At 62.4% G+C, this 23,730-nt stretch carries 23 protein-coding genes; 13 read left to right on the forward strand and 10 right to left on the reverse strand.

Annotated features, from left to right (window positions below; all coding sequences use genetic code 11):
• Nucleotides 1-40 precede the first annotated feature (40 nt).
• The 4 genes from RA302_RS09885 to RA302_RS09900 all read left to right on the forward strand — a co-directional run bounded on the left by RA302_RS09885 (nt 41) and on the right by RA302_RS09900 (nt 5,743).
• On the forward strand, nt 41-3,328 hold the full coding sequence (locus RA302_RS09885; RefSeq protein WP_024487466.1) for an error-prone DNA polymerase: 3,288 nt from the start codon (nt 41-43) through the stop codon (nt 3,326-3,328).
• Nucleotides 3,329-3,544: 216 nt separating this feature from the next.
• Entirely contained in the window at nt 3,545-3,892 is a 348-nt protein-coding gene (locus RA302_RS09890) for a hypothetical protein (RefSeq protein ID WP_338480402.1), read from the forward strand.
• A gap of 14 nt (nt 3,893-3,906) precedes the next feature.
• The gene (locus RA302_RS09895) at nt 3,907-4,677 is read left to right on the forward strand and encodes a glucose 1-dehydrogenase (RefSeq protein WP_020906972.1); all 771 of its coding nucleotides are present in this window, start codon (nt 3,907-3,909) and stop codon (nt 4,675-4,677) included.
• A 58-nt stretch (nt 4,678-4,735) separates the two neighbouring features.
• Nucleotides 4,736-5,743 (forward strand): NAD(P)-dependent alcohol dehydrogenase, encoded by a 1,008-nt coding sequence (locus tag RA302_RS09900; protein ID WP_195791080.1) that lies wholly within the window; start codon nt 4,736-4,738, stop codon nt 5,741-5,743.
• On the opposite strand, the gene RA302_RS09905 is transcribed toward RA302_RS09900, so the two are convergent.
• Nucleotides 5,730-6,620, reverse strand: a complete 891-nt coding sequence (locus RA302_RS09905) for an alpha/beta hydrolase (RefSeq protein WP_205907716.1) — start codon at nt 6,618-6,620, stop codon at nt 5,730-5,732. The genes RA302_RS09900 and RA302_RS09905 overlap by 14 nt on opposite strands.
• A gap of 33 nt (nt 6,621-6,653) precedes the next feature.
• Nucleotides 6,654-7,493 (reverse strand): CPBP family intramembrane glutamic endopeptidase, encoded by an 840-nt coding sequence (locus tag RA302_RS09910; protein ID WP_099697304.1) that lies wholly within the window; start codon nt 7,491-7,493, stop codon nt 6,654-6,656.
• A gap of 85 nt (nt 7,494-7,578) precedes the next feature.
• Between RA302_RS09910 and RA302_RS09915 the strand changes: the two genes are divergently transcribed.
• Nucleotides 7,579-7,887 carry a rhodanese-like domain-containing protein gene (locus tag RA302_RS09915; RefSeq protein ID WP_019747641.1) on the forward strand — a complete coding sequence of 103 codons (309 nt, stop codon included), beginning with the start codon at nt 7,579-7,581 and terminating at the stop codon, nt 7,885-7,887.
• A gap of 48 nt (nt 7,888-7,935) precedes the next feature.
• On the opposite strand, the gene RA302_RS09920 is transcribed toward RA302_RS09915, so the two are convergent.
• Both RA302_RS09920 and RA302_RS09925 read right to left on the reverse strand, forming a co-directional pair.
• On the reverse strand, nt 7,936-8,577 hold the full coding sequence (locus RA302_RS09920; RefSeq protein ID WP_029254966.1) for a dihydrofolate reductase family protein: 642 nt from the start codon (nt 8,575-8,577) through the stop codon (nt 7,936-7,938).
• A 74-nt stretch (nt 8,578-8,651) separates the two neighbouring features.
• Nucleotides 8,652-9,737 carry a TDT family transporter gene (locus RA302_RS09925; protein WP_338480413.1) on the reverse strand — a complete coding sequence of 362 codons (1,086 nt, stop codon included), beginning with the start codon at nt 9,735-9,737 and terminating at the stop codon, nt 8,652-8,654.
• Nucleotides 9,738-9,827: 90 nt separating this feature from the next.
• Between RA302_RS09925 and RA302_RS09930 the strand changes: the two genes are divergently transcribed.
• Nucleotides 9,828-10,739, forward strand: coding sequence for a LysR family transcriptional regulator (locus RA302_RS09930; protein WP_019747644.1), 912 nt, complete (start codon nt 9,828-9,830; stop codon nt 10,737-10,739).
• Nucleotides 10,740-10,764: 25 nt separating this feature from the next.
• Here RA302_RS09930 and RA302_RS09935 read toward each other — a convergent pair whose 3' ends face one another.
• Nucleotides 10,765-11,445 carry a TetR family transcriptional regulator gene (locus RA302_RS09935; RefSeq protein WP_020906975.1) on the reverse strand — a complete coding sequence of 227 codons (681 nt, stop codon included), beginning with the start codon at nt 11,443-11,445 and terminating at the stop codon, nt 10,765-10,767.
• A 75-nt stretch (nt 11,446-11,520) separates the two neighbouring features.
• On the opposite strand from RA302_RS09935, the gene RA302_RS09940 reads away from it, so the two are divergent.
• The 3 genes from RA302_RS09940 (at nt 11,521) to RA302_RS09950 (ending at nt 17,268) form a co-directional block, all read left to right on the forward strand.
• Entirely contained in the window at nt 11,521-12,684 is a 1,164-nt protein-coding gene (locus RA302_RS09940; protein WP_029254968.1) for an NAD(P)/FAD-dependent oxidoreductase, read from the forward strand.
• Nucleotides 12,685-12,690: 6 nt separating this feature from the next.
• Nucleotides 12,691-12,903: a hypothetical protein gene (locus RA302_RS09945; RefSeq protein WP_080909699.1), complete on the forward strand. Its 213-nt coding sequence runs from the start codon at nt 12,691-12,693 to the stop codon at nt 12,901-12,903.
• A gap of 180 nt (nt 12,904-13,083) precedes the next feature.
• Nucleotides 13,084-17,268 (forward strand): bifunctional nitrate reductase/sulfite reductase flavoprotein subunit alpha, encoded by a 4,185-nt coding sequence (locus RA302_RS09950; RefSeq protein ID WP_338480418.1) that lies wholly within the window; start codon nt 13,084-13,086, stop codon nt 17,266-17,268.
• Nucleotides 17,269-17,274: 6 nt separating this feature from the next.
• On the opposite strand, the gene RA302_RS09955 is transcribed toward RA302_RS09950, so the two are convergent.
• Complete coding sequence (locus RA302_RS09955) at nt 17,275-17,739, reverse strand: tRNA (cytidine(34)-2'-O)-methyltransferase (protein WP_019747649.1); 465 nt, start codon at nt 17,737-17,739, stop codon at nt 17,275-17,277.
• 136 nt (nt 17,740-17,875) lie between these two features.
• On the opposite strand from RA302_RS09955, the gene RA302_RS09960 reads away from it, so the two are divergent.
• The gene (locus RA302_RS09960) at nt 17,876-18,547 is read left to right on the forward strand and encodes a DUF2510 domain-containing protein (protein WP_259118910.1); all 672 of its coding nucleotides are present in this window, start codon (nt 17,876-17,878) and stop codon (nt 18,545-18,547) included.
• 51 nt (nt 18,548-18,598) lie between these two features.
• A complete protein-coding gene (locus tag RA302_RS09965) occupies nt 18,599-19,219 on the forward strand; it encodes a pentapeptide repeat-containing protein (RefSeq protein ID WP_003940770.1) in 621 nt (206 codons plus the stop codon).
• A gap of 6 nt (nt 19,220-19,225) precedes the next feature.
• On the opposite strand, the gene RA302_RS09970 is transcribed toward RA302_RS09965, so the two are convergent.
• Entirely contained in the window at nt 19,226-19,501 is a 276-nt protein-coding gene (locus tag RA302_RS09970) for a DUF1905 domain-containing protein (RefSeq protein WP_020969121.1), read from the reverse strand.
• Between the two features lie 31 nt (nt 19,502-19,532).
• The gene (locus RA302_RS09975; protein ID WP_069145850.1) at nt 19,533-20,045 is read right to left on the reverse strand and encodes a GNAT family protein; all 513 of its coding nucleotides are present in this window, start codon (nt 20,043-20,045) and stop codon (nt 19,533-19,535) included.
• A 31-nt stretch (nt 20,046-20,076) separates the two neighbouring features.
• Between RA302_RS09975 and RA302_RS09980 the strand changes: the two genes are divergently transcribed.
• Both RA302_RS09980 and RA302_RS09985 read left to right on the forward strand, forming a co-directional pair.
• Complete coding sequence (locus tag RA302_RS09980; RefSeq protein WP_007727401.1) at nt 20,077-20,934, forward strand: bifunctional methylenetetrahydrofolate dehydrogenase/methenyltetrahydrofolate cyclohydrolase; 858 nt, start codon at nt 20,077-20,079, stop codon at nt 20,932-20,934.
• Between the two features lie 5 nt (nt 20,935-20,939).
• Nucleotides 20,940-21,224, forward strand: coding sequence for a DUF3017 domain-containing protein (locus tag RA302_RS09985; RefSeq protein WP_003940740.1), 285 nt, complete (start codon nt 20,940-20,942; stop codon nt 21,222-21,224).
• Nucleotides 21,225-21,229: 5 nt separating this feature from the next.
• Here the strand turns inward: RA302_RS09985 and RA302_RS09990 are convergent, their stop codons facing one another.
• Together RA302_RS09990 and RA302_RS09995 are read right to left on the reverse strand one after the other, a co-directional pair.
• Entirely contained in the window at nt 21,230-21,805 is a 576-nt protein-coding gene (locus RA302_RS09990; protein WP_211917094.1) for a hypothetical protein, read from the reverse strand.
• On the reverse strand, nt 21,805-23,634 hold the full coding sequence (locus RA302_RS09995; RefSeq protein ID WP_241896052.1) for a DEAD/DEAH box helicase: 1,830 nt from the start codon (nt 23,632-23,634) through the stop codon (nt 21,805-21,807). The genes RA302_RS09990 and RA302_RS09995 overlap by 1 nt, the downstream gene beginning before the upstream one ends.
• Nucleotides 23,635-23,730: the final 96 nt, after the last annotated feature.

Below are 23,730 nucleotides of genomic sequence, written 5' to 3' on the forward strand. Positions count from 1 at the left end.
TCGTCCCGTGACGGCCGGCTCGATCAGGTGCGAGGTCAGTGTGGGTTGGGGAAATGGGCCGCCGACGTGGTCCGAGATGGAACGGGTGCTGTCCGGACGGCCAGGCCGCGTGGAACACGAGGATTTGTTCCCGGGCGACGGAAGTGACAGTCCCGCCTGGTCACGAAAGCGCGGCGAGTATCACGCAGGCGAACTCACTCGTGGCACCGGCGTGGTTCCTTACGCAGAACTGCACGCTCACTCGGCCTTCAGCTTCCTCGACGGCGCATCACCGCCGGAAGAACTGGTCGAGGAAGCTGTGCGTCTCGGGCTCGAGGCGATTGCCGTCACCGATCACGACGGGTTCTACGGCGTGGTGAGGTTTGCGGAGGCTGCGCGTGAATGGGGAATGCGGACCGTGTTCGGGGCCGAGTTGTCGCTCGATTCGGTACCCAGAACTGGGACGGCAGATCCCGGTGGAACGCATCTTCTGGTACTTGCCCGTGGGCAGGAAGGATATCGCCGTCTTTCGCGGGAGATAGCCGCCGCACATCTGGCGGGCGGTGAGAAGGGCAAACTGCAGTACAACTACGACGCGCTGACCGAAGCCGCCGGTGGGCACTGGCAGATCCTGACCGGGTGCCGCAAAGGTCATGTGCGGCAAGCCTTGACGTCGGGTGGTCGCGAAGCCGCGGCGGAGGCCTTGCAGGATCTGGTCGAGCGTTTCGGGGCGGAGCGAGTGTCGGTGGAGCTCACTCATCATGGGTTGGCGGAGGACGACGAGCGCAATGCCGTTCTTGCAGAACTGGCGAGAGAACGTGGACTACGTACGGTGGCGACCACCGCCGCACACTTCGCCGCTCCTCCGCGTCGACGCCTCGCCATGGCAATGGCAGCTGTGCGGGCGCGTCAAAGCTTGGATGAGGCAGCTGGATGGTTGGCTCCGACCGGCGGAGCACACCTGCGGTCCGGCGCGGAGATGGCGACGCTGTTCTCGCTCTATCCCGAGGCTGTCAGTGGTGCCGCCGATCTTGGTCGTGAGTGCGCTTTCGATCTCAAGCTCATCGCGCCCAAATTGCCACCGTTCGACGTTCCTGCCGGGCATACCGAGGCGTCGTGGTTGCGTGAGCTGACCATGGTCGGGGCGCTGGAACGCTACGGACCCCCGGAAGGTGCACCGAAGGCATACAAACAGCTCGAACATGAACTTGCCATCATCGAGGGATTGAACTTTCCCGGATACTTCCTGGTCGTGCATGACATCGTGTCGTTCTGCAAGAACAACGACATCCTCTGTCAGGGAAGGGGTTCCGCTGCGAACTCTGCGGTGTGTTACGCGATTGGCATCACCAACGTCGATCCGGTTCGCAACAAATTGCTGTTCGAGCGGTTTCTTGCGCCCGAGCGCGACGGCCCACCGGATATCGACGTGGACATCGAGTCGGATCGCCGGGAAGAGGCGATCCAGCACGTGTACGCGAAATACGGGCGTACGTATGCCGCGCAGGTAGCCAATGTCATCACCTATCGAGGAAAGTCGTCGGTGCGGGACATGGCCCGCGCGCTTGGCTTTTCGCAGGGCCAGCAAGATGCGTGGAGTAAGCAGGTCGGCCGGTGGGGTGGTATCGACAAGAATGCGGATACCGATATTCCGCGTCCGGTACTCGAACTGGCGGCGCAGATCGAAGGCTATCCACGGCACCTCGGTATCCACTCCGGCGGAATGGTCATCTGTGATCGTCCCATCGCCGACGTTTGCCCGGTGGAGTGGGCGCGGATGGCCAATCGCAGTGTCCTGCAGTGGGACAAGGACGATTGTGCTGCCGCTGGGTTGGTCAAGTTCGATCTACTCGGGCTCGGCATGCTCTCGGCTTTGCATTACATGATGGACCTGGTGGCCGAACACAAAGGCATCACAGTCGATTTGGCGCATCTCGATCTGTCGGAAACAGCGGTGTACGAGATGTTGCAGCGGGCAGATTCGGTAGGGGTGTTCCAAGTGGAATCACGTGCGCAGATGGCGACACTGCCGCGTCTGAAGCCTCGAAATTTCTACGACCTGGTGGTCGAAGTCGCGCTCATCCGTCCCGGGCCGATTCAAGGCGGATCAGTCCATCCGTACATCCGCCGGCGCAACAAACTCGAACCTGTGTCCTATGACCATCCGTCGCTCGAGAAGGCACTCGAACGCACGTTGGGGGTTCCGCTGTTTCAGGAACAGTTGATGCAGATGGCCGTCGACGTTGCGGGTTTCACGCCGTCCGAGGCCGATCAATTGCGTCGGGCAATGGGATCGAAACGCTCCACCGAGAAGATGGAGCAACTGCGAGCGAGGCTGTACCAGGGCATGCGAGACCTACATGGCATCGGCGACGAGGTTGCCGACCGAATCTACGAAAAGCTGTACGCATTCGCTAATTTCGGTTTTCCGGAAAGTCATTCACAGAGTTTTGCCGCACTGGTCTTCTACTCCTCGTGGTTCAAGCTTCATCACCCCGCTGCGTTCTGTGCCGGGCTTCTGCGAGCGCAGCCGATGGGTTTCTACTCACCACAGTCCCTGGTTGCCGATGCGCGCCGGCACGGAGTGCAGGTACACGGTGCAGACATCAATGTCAGCCTCGCGCATGCCACCGTCGAGGCAGGTGGATTCGAGGTTCGGCTGGGACTGGGGGAAGTGCGCAACATCGGCGATGCACTCGCCGAGAAAATTGTCGAACAGCGCGACCTCGGTGGACCGTTCACGTCGTTTCTCGACCTGACCGGTCGGGTGGAACTGACTACCGCGCAAGCTGAATCGTTGGCGACTGCCGGCGCGCTTGCCAGCTTCGGCATCTCGCGTAGAGAAGCGCTGTGGGCTGCGGGCGCTGCGGCAGGGGAGCGTCCGGACCGCTTGCCCGGTATCGGTGCGTCGGTCACAGCTCCCACCCTTCCCGGCATGAGCGACGTCGAATTGGCGGCAGCGGATGTCTGGGCGACAGGAGTATCTCCCGACACGTATCCGACACAGTTTCTTCGCCCGCAGCTCGACGCGCTCGGCGTGGTGCCCGCTTCGAGGCTGCTCGACATCCCGGACGGTGACCGTGTGCTGGTAGGGGGAGCGGTCACACACCGGCAGCGTCCGGCCACAGCTGCGGGCGTCACGTTCATCAACCTCGAAGACGAAACCGGCATGGTCAATGTCGTGTGTTCGGTGGGGTTGTGGGCAAAGTACCGAAAACTGGCAAATACGGCGCCGGCGTTGCTTATTCGAGGAAAGGTGCAAAATGCGGAAGGCGCTGTCACTGTCGTGGCAGACCGGATGCAGCTGATGGATCTGCGAGTCACAGCCAAGTCGCGAGACTTTCGCTAGTGCCCGATTCTGCTCGGAGTTTTGTGCCGAGAGGACAAATGTGGAGCTCAACTCTGACCTCCGAGCATATGGCGCGGGTCACAATCGCTACCTAGGGTTGTCGCTTGAGCGGCCATCGAATCGCCTGGCACCGCCACGACCAGTGGCCTCGCTGGTGAATATTGTCGCCTTCCAAACATGCTGAATCCAAAGCACTTCGAGTTGAAGAGGAACTCCATGAGCACAGCGATTCTCGTCGCACACGTACACCCTGCCGATCCGTCTTCGGAGGACGCGTTCAACCGTTGGTACGACGACGTGCATATTCCGCAGGTCGTCGAACGAGTGCCTGGAGTTGTCTCCGCCTCCCGATTCTTCCTGGCGGATGTGCAGTTGCTGCCCGAGGATGCATTGCCCGCGCGCCGCTACCTGAGCATCTATCAACTCGACACGGAAGATCTCGCGGGCACGGCGCAGGCGTTGGGAAGTGCTTTGGGCGACGGAACTCTCGACATGTCCGAGGCCATCGCGACTACCGGCGGCACCGGACCCGAATTGCTTTTCTACGTCCCGACCGAGAACTGAAGGGGAACGCTGACATGTCCGATCTTCTCGCGAACAAAGTTGCAATTGTCACCGGCGCAGGTGCCGGAATCGGCGCCGCCATTGCCCGGGCATTCGGGGCGGAGGGCGCGAGCGTCGTAGTCTCCGACATCAACGGTGACGCAGCACAGGCAGTGGCGGACTCGATCGACGGAGCTATCGCTGTCACCACTGATGTCACCGACGAACAGCAGGTCAAGGATCTCGTCGCCAGGGCGGTCGAAGAGTTCGGCGGACTGAACGTCGTAGTACCCAACGCCGGCATCGCCACCACGACTCCGCTGATCGAGACCTCGTTCGAGGACTGGCGGAAAGTCATGTCGGTCAACCTCGATGGAGTATTCTTGACCGTCCGTCATTCGCTACCCGCGCTCGTCGCATCCGGAGGCGGTTCGATCGTGAACATCTCGTCGATCTCGTCGACCACCGGGTCGCCCTTGATCGGTAGCTATGCCGCCGCCAAAGCAGCAGTTCGCAATCTCACCGAAACCCTGTCAGCCGAACTTCGCTTCCACGGAATCCGAGCCAATGCCCTGCTACCCGGATTCATCGACACAGACCTGGTCAAGAGTCACCAACAGGATTTCGAGAACGCACTCGGCCTCGAGTCCGGCGGCTTCGACGACCTGATGGTCACGAAGCAAACCCGCTACGGCCGGACCGAGGAAGTCGCCGCCGCCGCAGTGTTCTTTGCGAGCGACCAGTCGTCGTGGTGCAACGGCAGCAGCCTGGTTCTCGACGGAGGGTTCACCGCTTCTCTCCTCTGAGCAGCGGAACCCTTTCCGAACGTCACCCGAAATCGTCAATCGTGCGAGGATCCACACCATGACCAACCGCGCTGTATACGTACTTCCGCCTGGAGGGTTGAACAACCTCGAATCGAGGACGATCGAGACGCCAGGGCCAGGTGCGGGTGAGGTGACGATCGCGATCCGCGCGAATTCGCTCAACCACCACGACTACCTCGTGGCGACCGGCGAGATACCGACCGACGGCCCTCGCATTCTCTTGTCCGACGCAGCGGGCGAGGTAGTTGCCGTCGGCGACGGCGTCACACAGTTCGGGGTCGGGGACCGTGTGATGAGCACCTATCTGCCGCATTGGCGCAGCGGTGCACCGGATTTCGACGGATTCGGAAATTCACCCGGTGACGGCGTCGACGGGTTCGCCCGTGACACCGTCACCGTGCCGGTATCGGCAGTGACGTCGATGCCGCGAAACTACACGTACGAAGAAGCCGCTACCTTGCCCACTGCGGGCTTGTCCGCGTGGCGTGCATTGTTTGCCGGCGTCCCGATCATCCCAGGTTCGTCGGTGTTGATTCCCGGGACCAGCACGGTAGCGCTGTTTGCCGTCCAGCTTGCCAAAGCTGCTGGAGCTCAGGTGATCGCAACCTCGTCGGCTCCCGACAAGATGGCTCGATTGACCGAGCTCGGTGCCGATCACGTGGTCAACTACCGTGAGCGCCCGGACTGGGGATCGGAAGCGATGCGGCTCAGCGGCGGGATCGACCTTGTGCTCGACGTGGGCGGGCCGTCCACCCTCGGTCAATCTCTGGCGGCAGTCCGACCAGGCGGCCGGATCTGCGCGCTGGGCATCATGAACGGCCCGTCGTCGTCGATCGACCTGACTTCGCTACTGACCAAACAGGTCACCATCGAAGGTGTTCTGGTGGGCAGTCGTGCACATCAGGAGGAGATGGTTGCAGGGCTGGAGAGACTCGCGCTTCGTCCCGTCATCGATTCGTCGTACCGTCTGGACAATCTTGCCGAGGCGTTCGAGCAGCAGAAATCCGGGCAGGCCTACGGCAAGATCGTCATCACAAACCCTTGATCGCTTGCCGGTCCCAGTGGGGATCGGTGAGGATTTCCGCCGAGTCGCCGACAAACGCACGTCCGGCAGTCTGGTCGCCGCTGAGGGCGAACCTCAGCCACGCGGTCAGGTAACCCCGGAATCCTTCGCCGTCGGCGGCCCAATTGTGGCCGACGCCAAGTAGTCTGCCCCGGACCGCCGGTGCTGCGGTTTTGTCGAAGTACTCAGCTTGTGGATCGGCGGTGGAGACCGGATCGTCGGCGCCGGTCATGAAGAACGTCGGCCCGGTCAACTTCGCCACGTCGACGACATCGACAGGTCGCGAAGCCCACCACGGGTCCGGCAGGTCGAGCACCGCAGTGGCGGTGATCAGATTCGCCGACTGCGTTGCAGCGTTGATCGCGCCACCTGCCCCCTGGGAGTGTCCGACCGAGGCGATGTTGTCGGTATCGATCCTCTGGTGAAAAATGCTCTCAGCGTTGGTGTTCTGATCGACGAGGTACTGAGCGGCACCCAAGATTTCAGTACCGTCGCCGGTCACACTGCTGTCGGCCACCACAACAACAAAACCCCACGACGCAAAGTGTCGGAGGAGGGCCTCGTACTCTTCGAACGTCGCGTAGCTGCCGTTGCCGAACGTGATGACGGGATGCCGCTTGCCATCAGCGGACAAGTCGGCTGGGTAGAACAATTGGTATCCGGGAACCGAGTCGGCCGCCACCTCGTGCGCACCCTGGGCTGCGTACAGATCGCTGATCGACTCCGATGCGATGGATTCGGTAGTCGCGGCTTCGGGAGCGGCCGGAACCCCCGCAGCGGCGTGTGTGACGGCACCCGATAGTGCCAGAACAAATGATGCGGTCACGACGGCGATCGAATGTGTGGTCCGAGAAGGCATGGGTACAAGTATGTCTTGTACCCATGCGATCAGTCAGGCCGAGACGCGCGTGGGCTGTTCTTCGCCGACCCGGCCGCGGATGAAGAAGATGGCAACTACGCCGAAGGCGACCAGCACGACAGTGAGCAGTGTGGCGATCGTGGTGGCTCCGCTGGCACCCGTCGTCACCGAGGTGTCGAGTCCGCCGGTCGAGAGGATGGTGGTGGGGTCGGTGAGGCCGTGCAACACGATTGCGGCCCAGATCGTGCCCGTCACGCGCATGGTCAAGTACATGCACATTCCGAATCCGAAGGTGTAAACGACGGTGGCAAGGACTGTTGCCAGTTCCATTCCCGCGATGAAGTTCACCGTGTGCATGAGTGCGAACAGAAGGGACGACACAACAGCGACGAAGCGTTCTCGGTGGCCGGCATCACGAAGCATCTTCACTGCAATACCTCGGGTGACCAATTCCTCTGCGAGACCGACACATACACCGAGGGCGATCAACGAGACGATTTCGCTGGCCGACCACGCGCTCCAGTCGGTTCCGGCCAGGTGGGCAGCGATGGCGGCAACGACGATAATCGGCCCGATCCACATCCAGCCGCGTCCGCGTACCGGTTGAGGACCGAAGATACTGCTGAGCCAGCCGACCTTGACCGTGAAGATCAGCAACGCAACTGCACCGATCGCGATGGGCAACATGACGCCGAAGATGATGCTCGAGGCACTCGAGACCACGTTGTCCGTGTCGATCTGGTCGGCGAAAACACGCGAGATCACCTGCCCGGCGGCAAGGTAGAAGACCAAATAGGCAACGATGAGAAGGAGCAACTTCCACAAAGTGGGTCGACTCCAAAAACCCGACTTTTCGGGAACAGTATTGGTCATTGTCAGATCGTAAAGGCAACCACACGAAATCACGCGGTACCGTCTATTCGGACAGCAGCGAACACGAAGGCAGGACGCAGAAGACATGTTGGAAGTCGACTTGAATGCACTGGACACGGCATTGGCGGCAGGTGAGCCGCTGATCGACGTCCGTGAGCCCGACGAGTTCGCTCAGGTCCGAGTTCCCGGTGCGGCGCTCATTCCGCTCAGCGAATTCGTCTCTCGCGTCGGTGAAATTCCGGACGCGGAAACGGTGTACATCATCTGCGCCGTCGGTGGCCGTAGCCTGCAGGCCGCGGAGTATCTGCAGGCCCGTGGCATCAATGCCGTTTCGGTGGCCGGTGGAACAATGGCGTGGTACCAGTCGGGGCGCCAGGTCGAGACCGGAGCCTAAGACACAACTGATGGGGGCAGTTCCCGTTTCGGGAGCCGCCCCCACCGGTCACTTTCGCCAGAACAGGTGATGCGTCACGCCGCTCGGGCTCGGCACGATTTCGAGGTTGAAGCGGTCGCGCAACTCATCAGGTGTCTCCCACAGGCGTAGACCGGATCCGAATTCGATCGGGCAGACAGCGATGTGCATCGTGTCGACCAGATCGGCGTCGAGGAATTCACGGATAGTGCTGACCCCGCCGCCGAGTCGAACGTCCTTGCCCTGCGCTGCCTCACGTGCCTGCTCGAGGGCCGTCGCCGGGTCAGCGTTGACGAAGTGGAATGTCGTGTCCGATAGCGTGAACGACGGCCGCACGTGGTGGGTCAAGACAAAAACCGGGGTGTGGAACGGTGGCTCGTCGCCCCACCACCCCTGCCACTCGAGATTCTCCCAAGGGCCGCGGTATGGTGCGAATTTGTTGCGGCCCATGATTTCGGCACCGATGTTGTTGGAGAAGTCCCGCGTGAAATAGTCGTCGATGCCTCGGCTGCCGCCGGGATCGGTGCGATTGGGCCAGCTCGCTGTAGCTCCCGCCCACGCAAACATTTCACCGTGGTCCAGGCCGAACGGGCTCTCGAAGCTTTGGTCCGGACCGCAGGCTATTCCGTCACTGGAAACGCTGAAATTCTGTACTCGTAATAACTGACTCACCGTGTACTCCCGCTCTCGACAATGGTCTACGTGAGTACAGACCGTACGGCGAGGTAAAACTCATCGGTGCGAATTCATGCAGCCGCCGGGAGAGCTCCACTGCGGATCGATCGGACGGTCCGCACCGCGACGGTTGCCCAGATGGGGATCAGCACGGTCAGCAGGGCAAGTGCGATTCCCAGAATCAGCGTCGAACCGGTGGCGACTCCGAAGGCATTCGCTCCGACTGCACATGCTCCGATGGGGAAGGTGAAGCTCCACCAGCCGAGCGAGAAGTCCAAGCCGCGGCGCAGTGCGTGGATGGTCACGGTGGTGACGGTGACAAATGCCATGACGCCGATGATTCCGACGACGGTTCCGTATGCGATTCCGAATTCGTGCAGGGTGTCGGCGTGCTCGGTACTGAGTGCATGCCGTGAGGCGGCGGCCAACAGGTTGGATGCTGCGATCGACTGTCCGATCACGCCCAACGGAATCCACAGCGAGGGAATGGCATTGAACGGGATCACGTCGATGCCGGCCGAGCGGTTGCGTGCGAACTGCCTTGCGACGGCTATCAGAATGCCGATAGCGGCGGTCAGTGCCAGAGCGAACAGGATGTAGCAGAAGATCAGTACCGCGATGCGCGGAGCGCCTTCGGGCATGTGGGTGCTGACCGCTGCGCCGGTGGTGGCCGAGACCATCGGAGGTACGACGGGCATCAGCCAGAATGGCATTGCCGTCGCCATCCCAGCATCTCGAACGAGACGAATCATCATCACGACGTAGGTGACCAGGCCGAGTGCCGTGCCGAGTATCCACAGAGTCAGCGAGACGGTGATCGCCACGTCGTGGCCGAGTAAGTCCGGCCCGGTGATGCCGGTTGCCGATCCCACGGTCAGCAGGGCCATGGCGACGGCTCCGTAGAACGGGAACATCGCGGGGCTGTGCAGGTAGGCGAGGGCCTGACATCGATGTTGTGACCAATGGGTGGCAAATGCGCCGATCAAGGCGCACAGTACGAGAACCGCCAGAACCCAGAAGATTTCAGAGACCAGCTTCAAGCCTTCGATCTCCGGTTCGAGCGAAGCTGCGGCCACCGAGACGATTCCCGTTCCCATCGCTGCCGCGAACCAGTTCGGGGTGATGTGGGCGAAGGTGGGACTCGTTGTGGTGGTCATGTATTTCACTGTCGTCTCATCCGGTTCGTACCGGTAGACCGGTTGTCCTTGAATGCCCACAAACTCGCCTTGTGGGTCTAATCTTGGTCTATGTCGTTGTCTCCTCGGGTGCCGGAACTCAGTGCCCTCGACGTCCTGCTTTCCGTAGGGCGTCTAGGCAGCATGGGTGCTGCCGGCCGGGAGCACGGACTCAGTCAGCAAGCGGTCAGCGCCCGGGTGCGTTCGGTCGAACGGCAGCTCGGAATCAAGGTTTTCGATCGAGCGGCGACCGGTGTTCGTCCCACCGCCGAGGGCGGTCTGATTCTCGAGTGGGCAAGTCACATCCTCGTCAGTGCCGAGGAAATGGCATCGGGAGTTGCCGCACTTCGCGGTGAACGCGACGCTGCCGTCACCGTCGCGGCCAGCATGACCATCGCCGAGTATCTGGTCCCCGGGTGGACAGTTGCGATGCGGCACAAGTTCCCCAACGTCGTGGCGTCGGTGAGCTTGCACAATTCCTCGGATGTCTCTGCTCAAGTGCAGGCAGGCCAGGCCGATATCGGATTCGTCGAAGGTCCGGATGTGCCGTCGGCGCTCGCGTCGTGCGAGGTAGCGCGTGATCACCTCGTCGTGGTTGTGCCGCCGGGACACGACTGGGCCAATGGTGTGCCCGTTCCGGTTGCGGACCTCGCACGCACGCCGCTGATTCAGCGCGAGTCAGGGTCAGGGACGCGTCTGACGCTCGAGAATGCTGTTCCCGATTGTGTGCCGCCGTTGCTCGAGCTCACCTCGTGCACCGCAGTCAAGGCTGCGGTGGTGGCAGGCAACGCGCCCGCCGTTCTGTCGTCGTTGGCCGTTGCTGCCGACCTGACGGACGGCCGACTGGTCGCGGTCAACGTCGACGGCTTGCGGATGCCAAGGCGACTCCAAGCCGTCTGGGATCCCGATCGCGGATTGCGCGGTGCGGCAAGAGATTTCCTCGACATAGCGCTCGGCTCCAACACTGCTGTTCATTCGCGTTGACGGCTGCGGCTGACGGGAACGGCTGCTATCGGACGGTGTCGATCCCCGCGAGGATGAGATCGATGCCTGCCAGAAACTGTTCTCGGTCGTCGTGGTCGCGCAATTGCGCCGTCACCTGATTGAGGAACGGGTACTTCGCGGAATCGAGTTCTTCCCACCGCTGCGCGACGGTGGCGAGGAAGGCGGACCGATCTGTCTCGCGGGGGAGGAGGCGGGCCCCCGCGGCATACTGTCCGGCGAGGCCGAGCACGTAGTTCAGGAGTGCGGACGCACAATCGAACTGTGCCGGTTGGGGAACGCCGAGTGCTTGGAGTTGCCCTCCCAGACTCTCGAAGATCTGCATCACCGCTGATTGCCACGGCTCGCGAGAGAGTTGGGTGCCGACCCACGGGTGCGCGTCGATCGCGTCGAACACACCGAGAGTGATGATCCGGATCGCCTCCCGTGGGGTTGCGCTTTCGGTTCCTTCGGTGGTCACGCGGGCGATGACGTCGTCGGTCGCCGCGGCGAGCAGTTCGCTCTTGTTGGCAACGTGCCAGTAAATCGCCCCGCTACCTGTTGCCAGGCGTGCGGAGAGTGCGCGAAATGTCAGCGCAGCTTCGCCCTCGTCGTCGAGGATCTCGATCGCAGCCTCGACGATTCGCTCCTTCGAGAGCGCGTCCGTACGTCGTTCGGTCCGCTGATTCCTGGTCGCCATGCGCACCATCTTGACATATCTGGAACGCCGTTCCAAGATGGTCACTGGAACGACGTTCCAATAGAAGCCTGAAAGGAAACAAACATGAGCAACTCGATAACGATCATCGGGGCGGGCCTCGGCGGTCTGACCCTCGCGCGCGTCCTCCACGTTCACGGAATTCCGTCGAAGATCTACGAGGCGGAACCGTCGGCAGAAGCTCGCACGCAGGGCGGCCAACTCGACATCCATGAACACAACGGTCAGGCGGCGCTCGACGCTGCCGGCCTCATCGACGAGTTCCGCGCGGTCATCCACGAGGGCGGTGCCGCGTCGCGCGTACTCGATCAACACGCCGCTGTACTCCTCGACGAACCCGATGACGGCACGGGAGTCCGTCCTGAAGTGCTGCGCGGAGACCTCCGACGGATCCTGCTCGAATCCCTTCCGGACGGCACGATCGAATGGGGACGCAAGGTCGACAGTGTCCGCTCGCTCGGCTCACGGAACACAGCCGACGAGCGCGCTGACGGCCGACACGAACTGACCTTTGCCGACGGTTCGACGGTGACTACCGACCTCCTCGTCGGCGCCGACGGTGCCTGGTCGAAGATCCGCCCGTTGCTCTCCGATGCGAAGCCCGAATACGTCGGCACGACGTTCGTCGAGACGTATCTGTACGACGTCGACGAGAAGCATTCGGCTGCAGCCGAGGCAGTCGGTGACGGGGCGATGTACGCGCCCGCACCCGGAAAAGCGATCGCCGCGCATCGAGAGGCGGGAGATATCGTGCACACCTACGTCCAGTTGAACCGTACGGCGGAGTGGTTTGCCGGTATCGATTTCACCGACGCCGCTGCTGCGACAGCGCGGGTCGCGGCCGAGTTCGACGGTTGGGCAACGGAACTCACTGCGCTGATCACAGACGGCGAAACCGCTCCGATTCCGCGCGCGATCCATGCACTTCCCGACGAGCACCGATGGGATCGCGTGCCTGGGGTCACGCTCCTCGGTGACGCGGCACATCTGATGGCTCCGTCCGGTGAGGGTGCGAACTTGGCCATGTTCGACGGCGCCGAACTGGGAAGGGCGATCGCCGCGCACCCGGACGACATCGAAGCGGCACTGAGCGGCTACGAGGAAGCGATGTTCGTGCGCAGTGCATCCGAGGCCGCTGACTCGCACGTGATCCTTGATCTCTGCCTCGGTGAAGGCGCACCGTATTCACTGGTCGACTTCTTCACCGGCGCTGCTTCCGTATCCGGATAATGGGCAGTGCTGTGGCACGACGGTTACGCGGTCGATGTCGAAGAGATAGCCGAACATCCCGAATACCGGGGAGCGACCGTCGTCGACCTTGCCCGAGAAATTGCCCGCGGCAGGCGACTGACGCCTGCCGTACTGGGGCTCGCACGGAGTGCGTCCTTCGATCCGCAGGACGTCAAAAAGGTCTGGCACTACATCGCTCGATTCGGCGGCAGGGCGTAGAACTGGGCATTCGCGTATCGCTGCCCGTCGACGACCGCCGATTCCGGGACCGCACATCGGTCCGAAGGGCGCGGTGAGGAAAGAGTGATTGATACGCAACATCGAGCATGAACTCCCGAAACAACTGCATCCGAAGATAGAAGTCGACCTTGATCCTCGGTCGAAGGGATGCATGAATCGATGGGCGCTCAACTCACCACCACCAGTGTCGACACACTCTGCGCGTACTGCGGGGTCGGCTGTGGTCTTGTCCTCGACATCATCACCGATCCGGAGACGGGACGCCGGAAGGCTGCGAAGTCTTCCGGTCTGAAGACACATCCCACCAACTTCGGGCGTCTGTGCACCAAAGGGACCACGACCGCAGACATGCTCGCAGGTCCGGGGCGAATGGACTCTGCATATCGCCGTCCGCACCGAGGGGATGCGATCGAAGCCGCGGACATGGACGCCGTCATCACTGACACCGCCCAGCGTCTACGGGCAATCATCGACGAGCACGGCCCCGACGCATTTGCGTTGTACGTGTCCGGGCAGATGTCTCTCGAAGCCCAGTACTTGTCGAACAAGCTGGCCAAGGGATTCATCGGGACCAATCAGATCGAATCGAACTCCCGGTTGTGCATGGCGAGTGCCGGCACCGGGTACAAACAGTCTCTCGGGGCCGACGGACCGCCCGGTTCCTATCAGGACTTCGAACACGCCGACGTGTTCTTCGTGACCGGCGCGAACATGGCGGACTGCCATCCGATCCTCTTTCTGCGGATGCAGGAGCGGATCAAGGCAGGCGCGAAGTTGATCGTCGTCGACCCTCGACGCAGTGCCACCGCCGACAAGGCGAACTTGTTCCTGCAGATCGCTCCCGGCACCGATCTCGCGCTACTCAACGGACTACTCCACCTGCTCGTGGTGAACGGCCACACCGACCCTGACTTCATCGCCGACTTCACCGAAGGCTGGGAGGTGATGCCCAGTTTCCTCGCGGAGTACACCCCGGAGAAGGTCAGTGAGATCACCGGTATCCCCGAGGCCGACATCCGCACTGCAGCGCAGTGGATCGGTGAGGCTGCAAACTGGATGAGCTGTTGGACAATGGGTTTGAACCAGAGCACCCACGGCACGTGGAACACCAACGCCATCTGCAACCTTCACCTTGCGACCGGTGCGATCTGCAAGCCCGGCAGCGGTCCGTTCTCGCTGACCGGGCAGCCGAACGCCATGGGTGGGCGTGAAATGGGCTACATGGGTCCAGGTTTGCCCGGCCAGCGCGCCGTGATGGTCGACGCCGATCGCGAATTCGTAGAGGAGAGGTGGGGGATCCCGCAAGGCTCGCTGCGCACCGACATCGGCGGTGGCACCATCGACATGTTCTCCCGCATGGCGGCGGGTGACATCAAGGCATGCTGGATCATCTGCACCAATCCCGTTGCAACGGTAGCCAACCGAAAGACCGTCATCGACGGCTTGGAGAAGGCTGACCTCGTCATCACCCAGGATGCGTTCCTGGGCACCGAGACCAACGAATACGCCGATGTTCTGCTGCCCGCCTCACTGTGGACTGAGTCCGACGGAGTGATGATCAATTCCGAACGCAACCTGACGCTCTTTCAGCAGGCACTGGATCCGGTCGGGCAGGCGCTGCCTGATTGGCAGATCATCGCCCGGATCGCCTGCGAGATGGGGTATGTCGAGGCGTTCACCTACACCTGTGCCGAAGAGGTGTTCGAAGAGATCAAGCAGTTCTGGAATCCGAAGACCGGCTACGACTTACGCGGCGTCACCTACGAGCGCCTCCGCAAGACATCAATCCAGTGGCCGTGCCCGCCAGACAGTGATCAGGACCGTCATCCCATCCGATACGTCAATAACGGTGTCAGTCAAAGGCTCCTGATCCGCGAGGACGGCAGCACTCCGCGGCTCGCATTTCCCACCGCCACTGGCCGTGCGATGTTCTTCGCACGGCCGCACATGCTTCCCGCCGAAATGCCCGACGACGACTATCCATTCCTGCTCAACACCGGTCGTCTCGCGCACCAGTGGCACACCATGACCAAGACCGGCAAGGTCGCCAAGCTGAACAAACTCAACCCAGGTCCCTTCGTCGAGATCCATCCCGACGACGCCGCCAGGCTCGGCGTCGTCGACCAGGATGCGATCGAGGTTGCCTCACGCCGCGGTCGCGCTGTGCTTCCGGCCGTCATCACCGACCGAGTGCGTCCGGGGAACTGCTTTGCCCCATTTCACTGGAACGACGCCTTCGGCGAATATCTGTCCATCAACGCTGTCACCAACGACGCCATCGATCCAGCCTCGCAGCAACCGGAGTTCAAAGCCTGTGCTGTCACTATGACGAAGGTCGCCGTGAACACACCTGAAACAGTGCTCGCCGAGGCGCCGCTGGTGGCTTCCGCGCCAGCTGATCGGGCTTTGTCGCGAACCGATGTCCTCGCGGATGTCATCGGTCAAACAGGAACACCTGCAGTGGTATTCGATGCGCTCCAGCAGAGCTACCTGGCCGGTCTTCTCGCCGCGTTGCGTGCGGACGCCGATCGCACTGCCGGGGTCCCGACGTTGCCGTCGACGGCGCCGTTCGATGCCGAAAAGCGGATGTGGGTCGACGGGGTATTGGCCGGCCTGTACTCGCGAACCTCGCTCCCTGACACCGACGGGCCCGCGTTGTCCTCGGCTCCGGGCATTGCGACAGAACGCGCGCCGATCGTGGTGCTCTGGGCATCGCAGACCGGAAACGCGGAAGAATTTGCCGCCGCCTGCGCTGCTCGCCTTGGGGAAGTTGGCTTGCCCGTGGTGATGCATGCAATGGACGAGTTCCCGGCCGCCGACCTGGCGGCCACCCGAGAGGTCCTGTTGATCACCAGTACCTCCGGTGACGGCGAATCCCCGGACAACGGCAGCGGTTTCTGGGATGCGTTGGCTGCTGACACGGCGCCCCGCATGGCCGAGACACGGTATGCAGTCATCGCTTTCGGTGACTCGAACTATGACGACTTCTGTGGGCATGGACGAAAGCTTGACGCCCGCCTTGGTGAACTGGGGGCCAGTCGTATCGTCGATCGCGCCGACTGCGAGCCCGATTTCGAGGACACCGCTGCTGGTTGGCTGGACTCTGTCACGGCTGAACTTCAGCGCTCGGCGGCTGGTGAGACGGCCGACGTCGTCGTTGCAAAGAAGAATTCTGGGACAACCGTTGCGGCCACGCCGATTTCACCGGCGATGTCGGCGCCGCTGCAGTACAACAAGAAGGCGCCGCTGACCACAGCCTTGACGCGCAATGTCGTGCTCAACCGGCCAGGCTCTTCCAAAGACGTGCGGCAGTTGGGCTTTCACCTTCCGGACGACACGGTCAGTTACGAAGCTGGCGACGCTCTCGGAGTCTGGCCCCGAAACAGCTCTCCGTTTGTCGACGAGTGGCTCACCCTCACCGGCCTCGACGGTGAGGAGGTCGTCGAACTGGGGCAGTACGGCGATATGACCCTGCGTGCCGCGCTCACCGAACGCCTGGAGATCACTCGAATCTCGAGCGAGATGATTCGGTTCGTGCATCAACGAACTCGCGACGCGGACCTCGCCGAGTTGATGAAGCCGGAGAACATCTCCACGCTCAAAGACTGGTCGTGGGGACGACAGTCCGTCGACGTACTTGCGCAGTCACCCGTTCGTGCCTCGACGGACGAATGGCTCTCCCTCCTCAAACCGCTTCAGCCGCGGCTGTATTCGATATCTTCCAGTCCGAAGGAGAACCCACGCGAAGTGCAGCTGACGGTGTCCGCGGTGCGCTACAACGTCGCGGGTGTCCCACGGCGTGGGGTGTGCTCGACCTACCTCGCAGACCACGCCCACGATGATGACATCGGCATCTTCGTGCAGAAGTCGACCCATTTCCGGCCACCGTCCGATCCCGAAACCCCGATGATCATGGTCGGTCCGGGAACCGGCATCGCGCCGTTCCGTGCTTTCCTGCATGAGCGTCGGGCATTGGGGCACACGGGCCCGAACTGGCTGTTCTTCGGGGAACAGCACGCCGCGACCGACTTCTACTACCGCGAAGAAATCGAAGAATTGCGGAAAGACGGATTCCTCACCGAACTCGACCTCGCATTTTCCCGGGATCAAGCCGACAAGGTCTACGTGCAGGACCGGATGCGTGAGCGCGGTGCGCTGCTGTGGGAGTGGTTGCAGAAGGGCGCCCACTTCTACGTCTGCGGCGATGCCAACCGGATGGCCAAGGACGTCGACAGTGCCCTCAACGGGGTGGTCGCTCAACACGGAAAACTGGCACCTCGTAGTGCGGAGGCGTACGTGAAGGCACTCTCGGCCGAGAAGCGGTACGTCCGAGACGTCTACTGACGTCGATCAGACGGCGCCCTTGAACCCGTGCTGACGCCACGCCTCGTACGTCACGAGGGCGGCAGCGTTGGACAGGTTGAGGGACCGGCGTCCGGGAAGCATCGGGATACGCAGGCGCTCGGTGATGTGTTCGTCCGCCAATACCTCTTCGGACAGTCCGGTGGGCTCGGGCCCGAACAGCAGGACGTCGCCGGGTTGGTAGGCGATATCGGCATAGGACGTGGTCGCGTGCGCGGTGAAGGCGAACACGCGCGCGGGCGTGACGGCTTCCCACGCCGCAGCAAGGTTCTCGTGGACCGTGACAGTCGCCAGATCGTGGTAATCCAAGCCTGCGCGCTTGAGTTTCGGCTCCGACAAGTCGAACCCGAGAGGGCCGACCAGGTGGAGTTCGCAACCGGTGCCCGCGACCATGCGGATCGCGTTTCCGGTGTTGGGTGGGATGCGGGGCTCGTGGAACATCACTCGGAACACTCGAGGAACTGTACCGGGCGTCGTATCGGTGCCCGCGTCCGTGAGAAGACCGGTCGGGAAGTGTGGGCGAATTGGTAACAAACCGGCCAGTCCGTGCGAATCTATTTCCGGCACTCTTCGCAGAACGGACATTTTGATGAACCCTCCCGCCGGTTGGAACCCCGACCCCTTCGACCCCACGATCGACCGTTACTGGGACGGTCAGCAGTGGACTGCACAGACACGGCCCAAGGGCGTCGACGCACCCACTCAAGCCTTCGGCACTCCCACCCAGGTCTTCGGTGCTCCCGGTTCGCCGGTGCCGGACGCAAACGCCGAGGAAGGCAAGACGCGGCGTAAGTGGCCGTGGATCGCCGGCGCAGCAGTCGTGGGGCTGGTTGCCATCGCCGCGGCGACGGGCGCGGGCAAGTCGGAAGAATCAACGACGCCTGCTGTGACCTCTTCTACGACAGCGGCGGCGACGACAACCAAAAGCACGGTCCCGTCGACGACGAAGACCACGACGTCGTCCCTCTTGCCGACGACGACAACGATCGTGCCGCCACCAACGACGACAACCGTGGCAATCGTGCCGCTGGTTCCGCAGGTTCCGGTAACGACGACTACGCCGTACGTTCCGCCCGCCCCGGCGTACACCCCGCCGAAGACAACGGAACCCGTCTACGTTCCCCCGAAACCGTCGGGAGGAACGGTGAATCCGGGATCATTCTGCTCGTCACCTGGAGCGACAGGCGTGACAAAGAAGGGCACTCCCATGGTGTGTGGGATTGGTAGTGACGGACGAGATCGCTGGGTGTCGGCTGGCTGATTGTCCGCCGCCATCAGGGGCGCTGAACCGGTGTCGGTGCGACGGGGCAGTATGGACGGCATGCTCCCCGAAGAATCCGACGACGTCGTCGGCGAAGACTATTCAGACGCGCGGCTGGCCGGGCAGAAGTGGCGTCAGCGCACTTTCACCAATTGCAATTTCCGAGATGCCGACCTCACCGGACTCACGACGGAGTCGGTGGTGTTCACGGATTGTGACTTCACCGGCACCGATCTGGGGGAGTCCGTGCACACGGGAACGGCGTTTCGCTCCTGCAATTTTGCTCGGACCAGCCTGTGGCACAGCACGTTCCGAAACTGCAGTCTGCTCGGGTCGACGTTCGACGGTTGCCGTATCCGGCCGTTGACGCTCGACGAAGTCGACTTCTCGTTGACCTCACTCGGTGGAGCGGACCTGAGGAAGATCGACTTCACCTCATGCCGATTCCGTGAAGCGAACCTGGTTCGGGCCGACATGCGGGGCGCGGTCCTGGCGTCGGCGGATCTGTCCGGTGCTCGTACGGGTGGACTCAAACTCGAAGGTGCAGATCTGCGCGGCGCGCGGATCGATCCGAGCCTGTGGACGTCCGCATCCGTCGGAAACGCGCAGATCGAGTTGATGCAGGCGGTGGCTTATGCGTCGGCGCACGGTCTTGTCGTAGACATGAAGTAGAGGCGCCTAGCTCTCCACGCGCTCCTCGAGGCGCACTGTCACCATCTCGCCGGTCTCCTTGCCGATGGCTTTGCGAAGATCGGCTTTGACCGGCAGCTTGTGGTTGCCGTCTCCCAGCGCCATGAACGAACTCTGGAACGGATGTCCGTCGATCGTCCCGCGTACCTTGACCAGGCCGCGGGTGCCGAAGAACTCGGCGGACTCCGGCCAGATCACGTAGGTCCACCCACCCTTGGCGTCACTCTTCTGCAAGGTGGCCGTGAATTCCTTGTCCAGCAACATGATGACTGTCCCTTCGGGTCGTGCCTTGTGATCAGCGGATGAATTCCCGTGCGAGCAGATCCATCAGCAGTCCGTCCTTCCACACACCATGGCGATCTCGCGAGTACTCGCGCATCACCCCGACGTCTTTGAACCCCACCGATCGGTAGCAAGCGATGGCGACGGAGTTGTCGACTTCCGGGTCGATGACCAGACGGTGGAATGCGAGGTCGTCGATCAGGTGGGCACACAGCACCCGAATCGATTCGCGACCGAACCCTTGGCTGTGAAAGTCGGGATCGAGGAACAAGTCGAGCCCGGCGTGGCGGAAGTCGGGGTTGTCCTCCGCCTCGTACCACTGGATGAAGCCGATCAGGCGGTCGCCGTAGAAGATGCTGTAGCGCGTGGTGCCGGCCTCCGGCGCTGCAGGCCAGTCGTCGTCGGGATTTTGCCACCACTGCACGACGTCCGGGTGCAGGTGAATTGCCCGCAGACGGGCGTGATGATCGGGCGCGACGGGGGAGAGGAGCACCCTCGGGCCGCGTAGTTCCGGAGCCGTTGTCACTCATCGACCCTAACCTGGAACAATGGTCGCCGTGACTGCAACGATCCTCGACGGCAAAGCTACCCGCGACGAAATCTTCGAAGACCTGAAGGTGCGGGTGAGCGCTCTGAAGGCAGAGGGCATCACACCCGGCTTGGGCACCATCCTGGTGGGCGACGACCCGGGATCCGCGGCTTACGTGCGCGGCAAGCACAACGACTGCGCCAAGGTCGGTATCAATTCTTTGCGACGCGATCTGCCTGCCGACATCACGCAGGAACAGCTCAACGCGACGATCGACGAGCTCAATGCCAATCCCGAGTGCACGGGCTACATCGTGCAGTTGCCGCTCCCCAAGCACCTCGACGAGAACGCGGCCCTCGAGCGTATCGACCCCGACAAGGATGCCGACGGCTTGCATCCGGTCAACCTCGGTCGACTGGTGTTGGGCAAGGAAGCCCCGCTGCCGTGCACCCCACGTGGAATCCTCCACCTTCTGCGTCGCTACGAGGTCCCGATTGCCGGTGCACACGTGGTGGTTGTCGGACGCGGCGTCACGGTCGGTCGTCCGATCGGATTGCTGCTGACGCGTCGTAGCGAGAACGCGACGGTCACGCTCTGCCACACCGGTACCCGCGATCTCGCGGCCGAGGTTCGCCGCGCCGACATCATCGTCGCTGCCGCCGGCGTTCCCGGCCTCATCACCGCAGACATGGTCAAGCCCGGAGCAGCGGTCCTCGACGTCGGCGTCAGTCGCACCGACGACGGCCTGCGCGGCGACGTGGCAGCCGACGTGAACGAGGTCGCCGGCTTCGTCTCACCCAATCCCGGTGGTGTCGGACCGCTGACCCGCGCGTTCCTGATCACCAACGTGGTCGAGCGCGCCGAGCGGGTTCTGGCCGGAGTCTGAGTCCGATGTCCTCACTGGTCGGCCTCGCGAAGAAGAATCTGCCCATGCTCGCGGTCCTCGCCGTGATCGCGGCGGCCGTGGTTCTCGTGCTGGCCGACCGGTGGCGTCGCGGCGCCCTCGTCTTCGGTGTTGCCGTCATCATCGGAGCTGCCGCTCGGTGGTTCGTTCCCGAGAATCGTGTGGGGTTGCTCGCGGTGCGCGGAAGGGTCTTCGACACTGCGGCGATGGGTGTGATGGGTGTGTTGATCGCGACGCTCGCCCTGACCATCGATCCGCTCGGCACCGACTGAGAAGATCAGTCCCCGTAGAACGAGCGAATGTCGATATCACTCAAGGGGATCCACTCCGGTGAATCTGTGGATGTCGACTTCTTTCCAGCCTTGACCGGTGTACTTCGCAGCGTCACCGCAAGTGCAGGTTCCTCGTCGATTCGCCCGGCCAGGGCGTAGATCGCGGCGAGATGGTGAACGCACGGCGAGCGTCGACCTGAGCAGTCGCAGCTGGCAGTGCACTCCGAAAGATCAACGGCTACTGCAATATTTCGAGCCTGAAGTTCGGTGACGATGCTGTCCGGCAGTTCGCCGGTGGAGACGGATCTGTTGGCCTTTCCAGCCGAACGGAGAAGGCTCTTCACTGCGGCGATTTCGGATTTGGTCCAGAGCGGGACACAAATTGTCACCGACGAGGTTTTTGCTTTGGTGCTCACCTCCGCGACGACGGTCCCCGATGAGACCACGGTGAACTCCACGGAACCGTTGCGTGCGAGGGTACGAGCCGTCGGCAGGGACGGGTTCGGACCGGATGCCGCGGTCCGCTCCACTGTGCGCAGCCATGCTCGACCCCAAGCGGTGACACCGAATTCGTTGGCCATCAGATGATCACCGCGCCGTCGAGTTCGAGGAGTTCACGCAGTTCGGTGTCGGGTAGATCGGCCAGGGCGGCCTCGACGTTCCCGGAAACAGCATCGGCCACAGCTCGTTTGGACTCGTGCATCGCTGCGATGTGATCCTCGACGGTACCGCCCGTCACCAAGGTGTGGACGTTGACGGTGCGCTTCTGGCCGATGCGGTGTGCCCGGTCGGTTGCTTGATCCTCGACGGCTGGGTTCCACCACCGGTCGTAGTGCACGACGTGACTTGCGCGTGTGAGGTTGAGGCCGAAGCCGGCGGCGCGCAAGCTCAGAATCAGAACCGGTGGTGAATCCGTGTCGTTCTGGAATGCGTCGACCATCGCGTCGCGCTTGTCGGTGTTCAGGCCGCCGTGAAGGAACGGGATTGCGCCGATTCCCAACTCGGAGCCCAGGTGCCGCGAGAGCATCTCGCCCATCGTCCGGTACTGCGTGAATATCAGCGCGCGATCGCCGTCGTCGACGATCTCGGCGATCATTTCCGTTGCGCGGTCGAGCTTTCCGGATCTTCCGTAGAGGTCGTCCGTATCGCCGGTGACCTGCGCCGGATGATTGCATACCTGCTTGAGGGTGGTCAGCAGTGCAAGGATATTGCCGCGCCGGGCAATTCCCGTACCCAAACCGGTGTCGAAAGCATCTGCAACTGCAGACCGATAGATGCGCGCCTGTTCCGACGTCAGAGTGCACGAGACGGTGGAAAATTGCTTGGGCGGAAGATCCTTGGCCACTGTGTCTTTGGTTCTGCGCAGAATGAACGGATCGATGACCGCGGCAAGCCTGGTCGCCGCGGTGGCCGATCGACCGGATTCGATCGGTACGGCAAAGCGTTGACGAAACCGTGCGCGAGTTCCGAGGACTTCGGGATTGGCGACGCGAAAGAGCGACCACAATTCTTCGAGGCGGTTCTCCACCGGCGTGCCGGTCATCGCTACCTTGACGTCGGCCGACAACTGCATTGCTGCTTTCGCTGCCAGCGAAGAGGGGTTCTTGATCTGTTGTGCCTCGTCGAAGACCACTGAACTCCAATGGATCGGGGCCAATTGTGCTGCGTCGGAACGCAAGACGCTGTAGCTGGTCAGAACCGTGGTGCCGGCAGGAACACGAGTGGGAAGTGTGCGAGCAGTCCCGTGATGAACGTGCAGTGGCAGATGCGGAGCGAATCGCTCGATCTCGCGGCGCCAGTTTCCTATCACCGAGGTGGGACACACAACCAGGTGCGGACCGTCGTCGGCGCGGATCGCGATCATCGAAATCGCTTGCAGTGTCTTGCCCAAACCCATCTCGTCGGCGAGGATTCCACCGCCCGAACCCGACAGTGCAGTCAGCCAGGCAACTCCGTGCACTTGATACGGGCGCAATGTCGCCTGAATCTTTGCTCGGCGAAGACTCTCGATGGCCGCGCGCGCTTCCGTGAACAATTGCACCGTCGACCGGGCGCTTCTGATTCTCGTGTCGTCGCGCTCGATCGCGGCATGCGCTGCAGTCGGAATGTCATGTGCGCCGGTGTCGATGACGCGCTTCCATGCGAGCAACGACGGTCCGAGGTCGTCGCGACGTGCATCGAGGGTGTGCAAGGCGTCGATCGCGGTGGCGAGGTCGAGCAGTTGCGCTTCGACATCGGTCGCTGTGATCGACTCGTCGACCGGGATCGCCAGCCGGCAGATGCCCGGCGATCCCGTCGGCATCCCCAGCGCCGACAGACGCGCTGCCGGATCTGTGTCACCCCAGAACGCGAAGGACATGTGCTCGGGAATGTACGTAGCCTGCAGGCGCGTCGAGCATGGCTGATTCACGTTCGCCGATGCTAGCCGCGCCGGCTCAGGGACGCCAATGAAAATGTCGGGAAAACCTGCAGATCAGCTGTGGTTTTCCCGACATTGACGGATCCT

The organism is Rhodococcus sp. DN22 (assembly GCF_036669995.1).
GTDB classification, from domain to species: Bacteria; Actinomycetota; Actinomycetes; order Mycobacteriales; family Mycobacteriaceae; genus Rhodococcus_F; species Rhodococcus_F erythropolis.

Coding starts and splice junctions, on each gene's coding strand:
- RA302_RS09960 (WP_259118910.1), top strand. CDS start 17,876: ATGAACCCTCCCGCCGGTTGGAACCCCGACCCCTTCGACCCCACGATC.
- RA302_RS09895 (WP_020906972.1), top strand. CDS start 3,907: ATGTCCGATCTTCTCGCGAACAAAGTTGCAATTGTCACCGGCGCAGGT.
- RA302_RS09900 (WP_195791080.1), top strand. CDS start 4,736: ATGACCAACCGCGCTGTATACGTACTTCCGCCTGGAGGGTTGAACAAC.
- RA302_RS09910 (WP_099697304.1), bottom strand. CDS start 7,493: ATGACCAATACTGTTCCCGAAAAGTCGGGTTTTTGGAGTCGACCCACT.
- RA302_RS09940 (WP_029254968.1), top strand. CDS start 11,521: ATGAGCAACTCGATAACGATCATCGGGGCGGGCCTCGGCGGTCTGACC.
- RA302_RS09890 (WP_338480402.1), top strand. CDS start 3,545: ATGAGCACAGCGATTCTCGTCGCACACGTACACCCTGCCGATCCGTCT.
- RA302_RS09915 (WP_019747641.1), top strand. CDS start 7,579: ATGTTGGAAGTCGACTTGAATGCACTGGACACGGCATTGGCGGCAGGT.
- RA302_RS09905 (WP_205907716.1), bottom strand. CDS start 6,620: ATGCCTTCTCGGACCACACATTCGATCGCCGTCGTGACCGCATCATTT.
- RA302_RS09985 (WP_003940740.1), top strand. CDS start 20,940: ATGTCCTCACTGGTCGGCCTCGCGAAGAAGAATCTGCCCATGCTCGCG.
- RA302_RS09970 (WP_020969121.1), bottom strand. CDS start 19,501: ATGTTGCTGGACAAGGAATTCACGGCCACCTTGCAGAAGAGTGACGCC.
- RA302_RS09950 (WP_338480418.1), top strand. CDS start 13,084: ATGGGCGCTCAACTCACCACCACCAGTGTCGACACACTCTGCGCGTAC.
- RA302_RS09935 (WP_020906975.1), bottom strand. CDS start 11,445: ATGGTGCGCATGGCGACCAGGAATCAGCGGACCGAACGACGTACGGAC.
- RA302_RS09930 (WP_019747644.1), top strand. CDS start 9,828: ATGTCGTTGTCTCCTCGGGTGCCGGAACTCAGTGCCCTCGACGTCCTG.
- RA302_RS09990 (WP_211917094.1), bottom strand. CDS start 21,805: ATGGCCAACGAATTCGGTGTCACCGCTTGGGGTCGAGCATGGCTGCGC.
- RA302_RS09965 (WP_003940770.1), top strand. CDS start 18,599: ATGGACGGCATGCTCCCCGAAGAATCCGACGACGTCGTCGGCGAAGAC.
- RA302_RS09925 (WP_338480413.1), bottom strand. CDS start 9,737: ATGACCACCACAACGAGTCCCACCTTCGCCCACATCACCCCGAACTGG.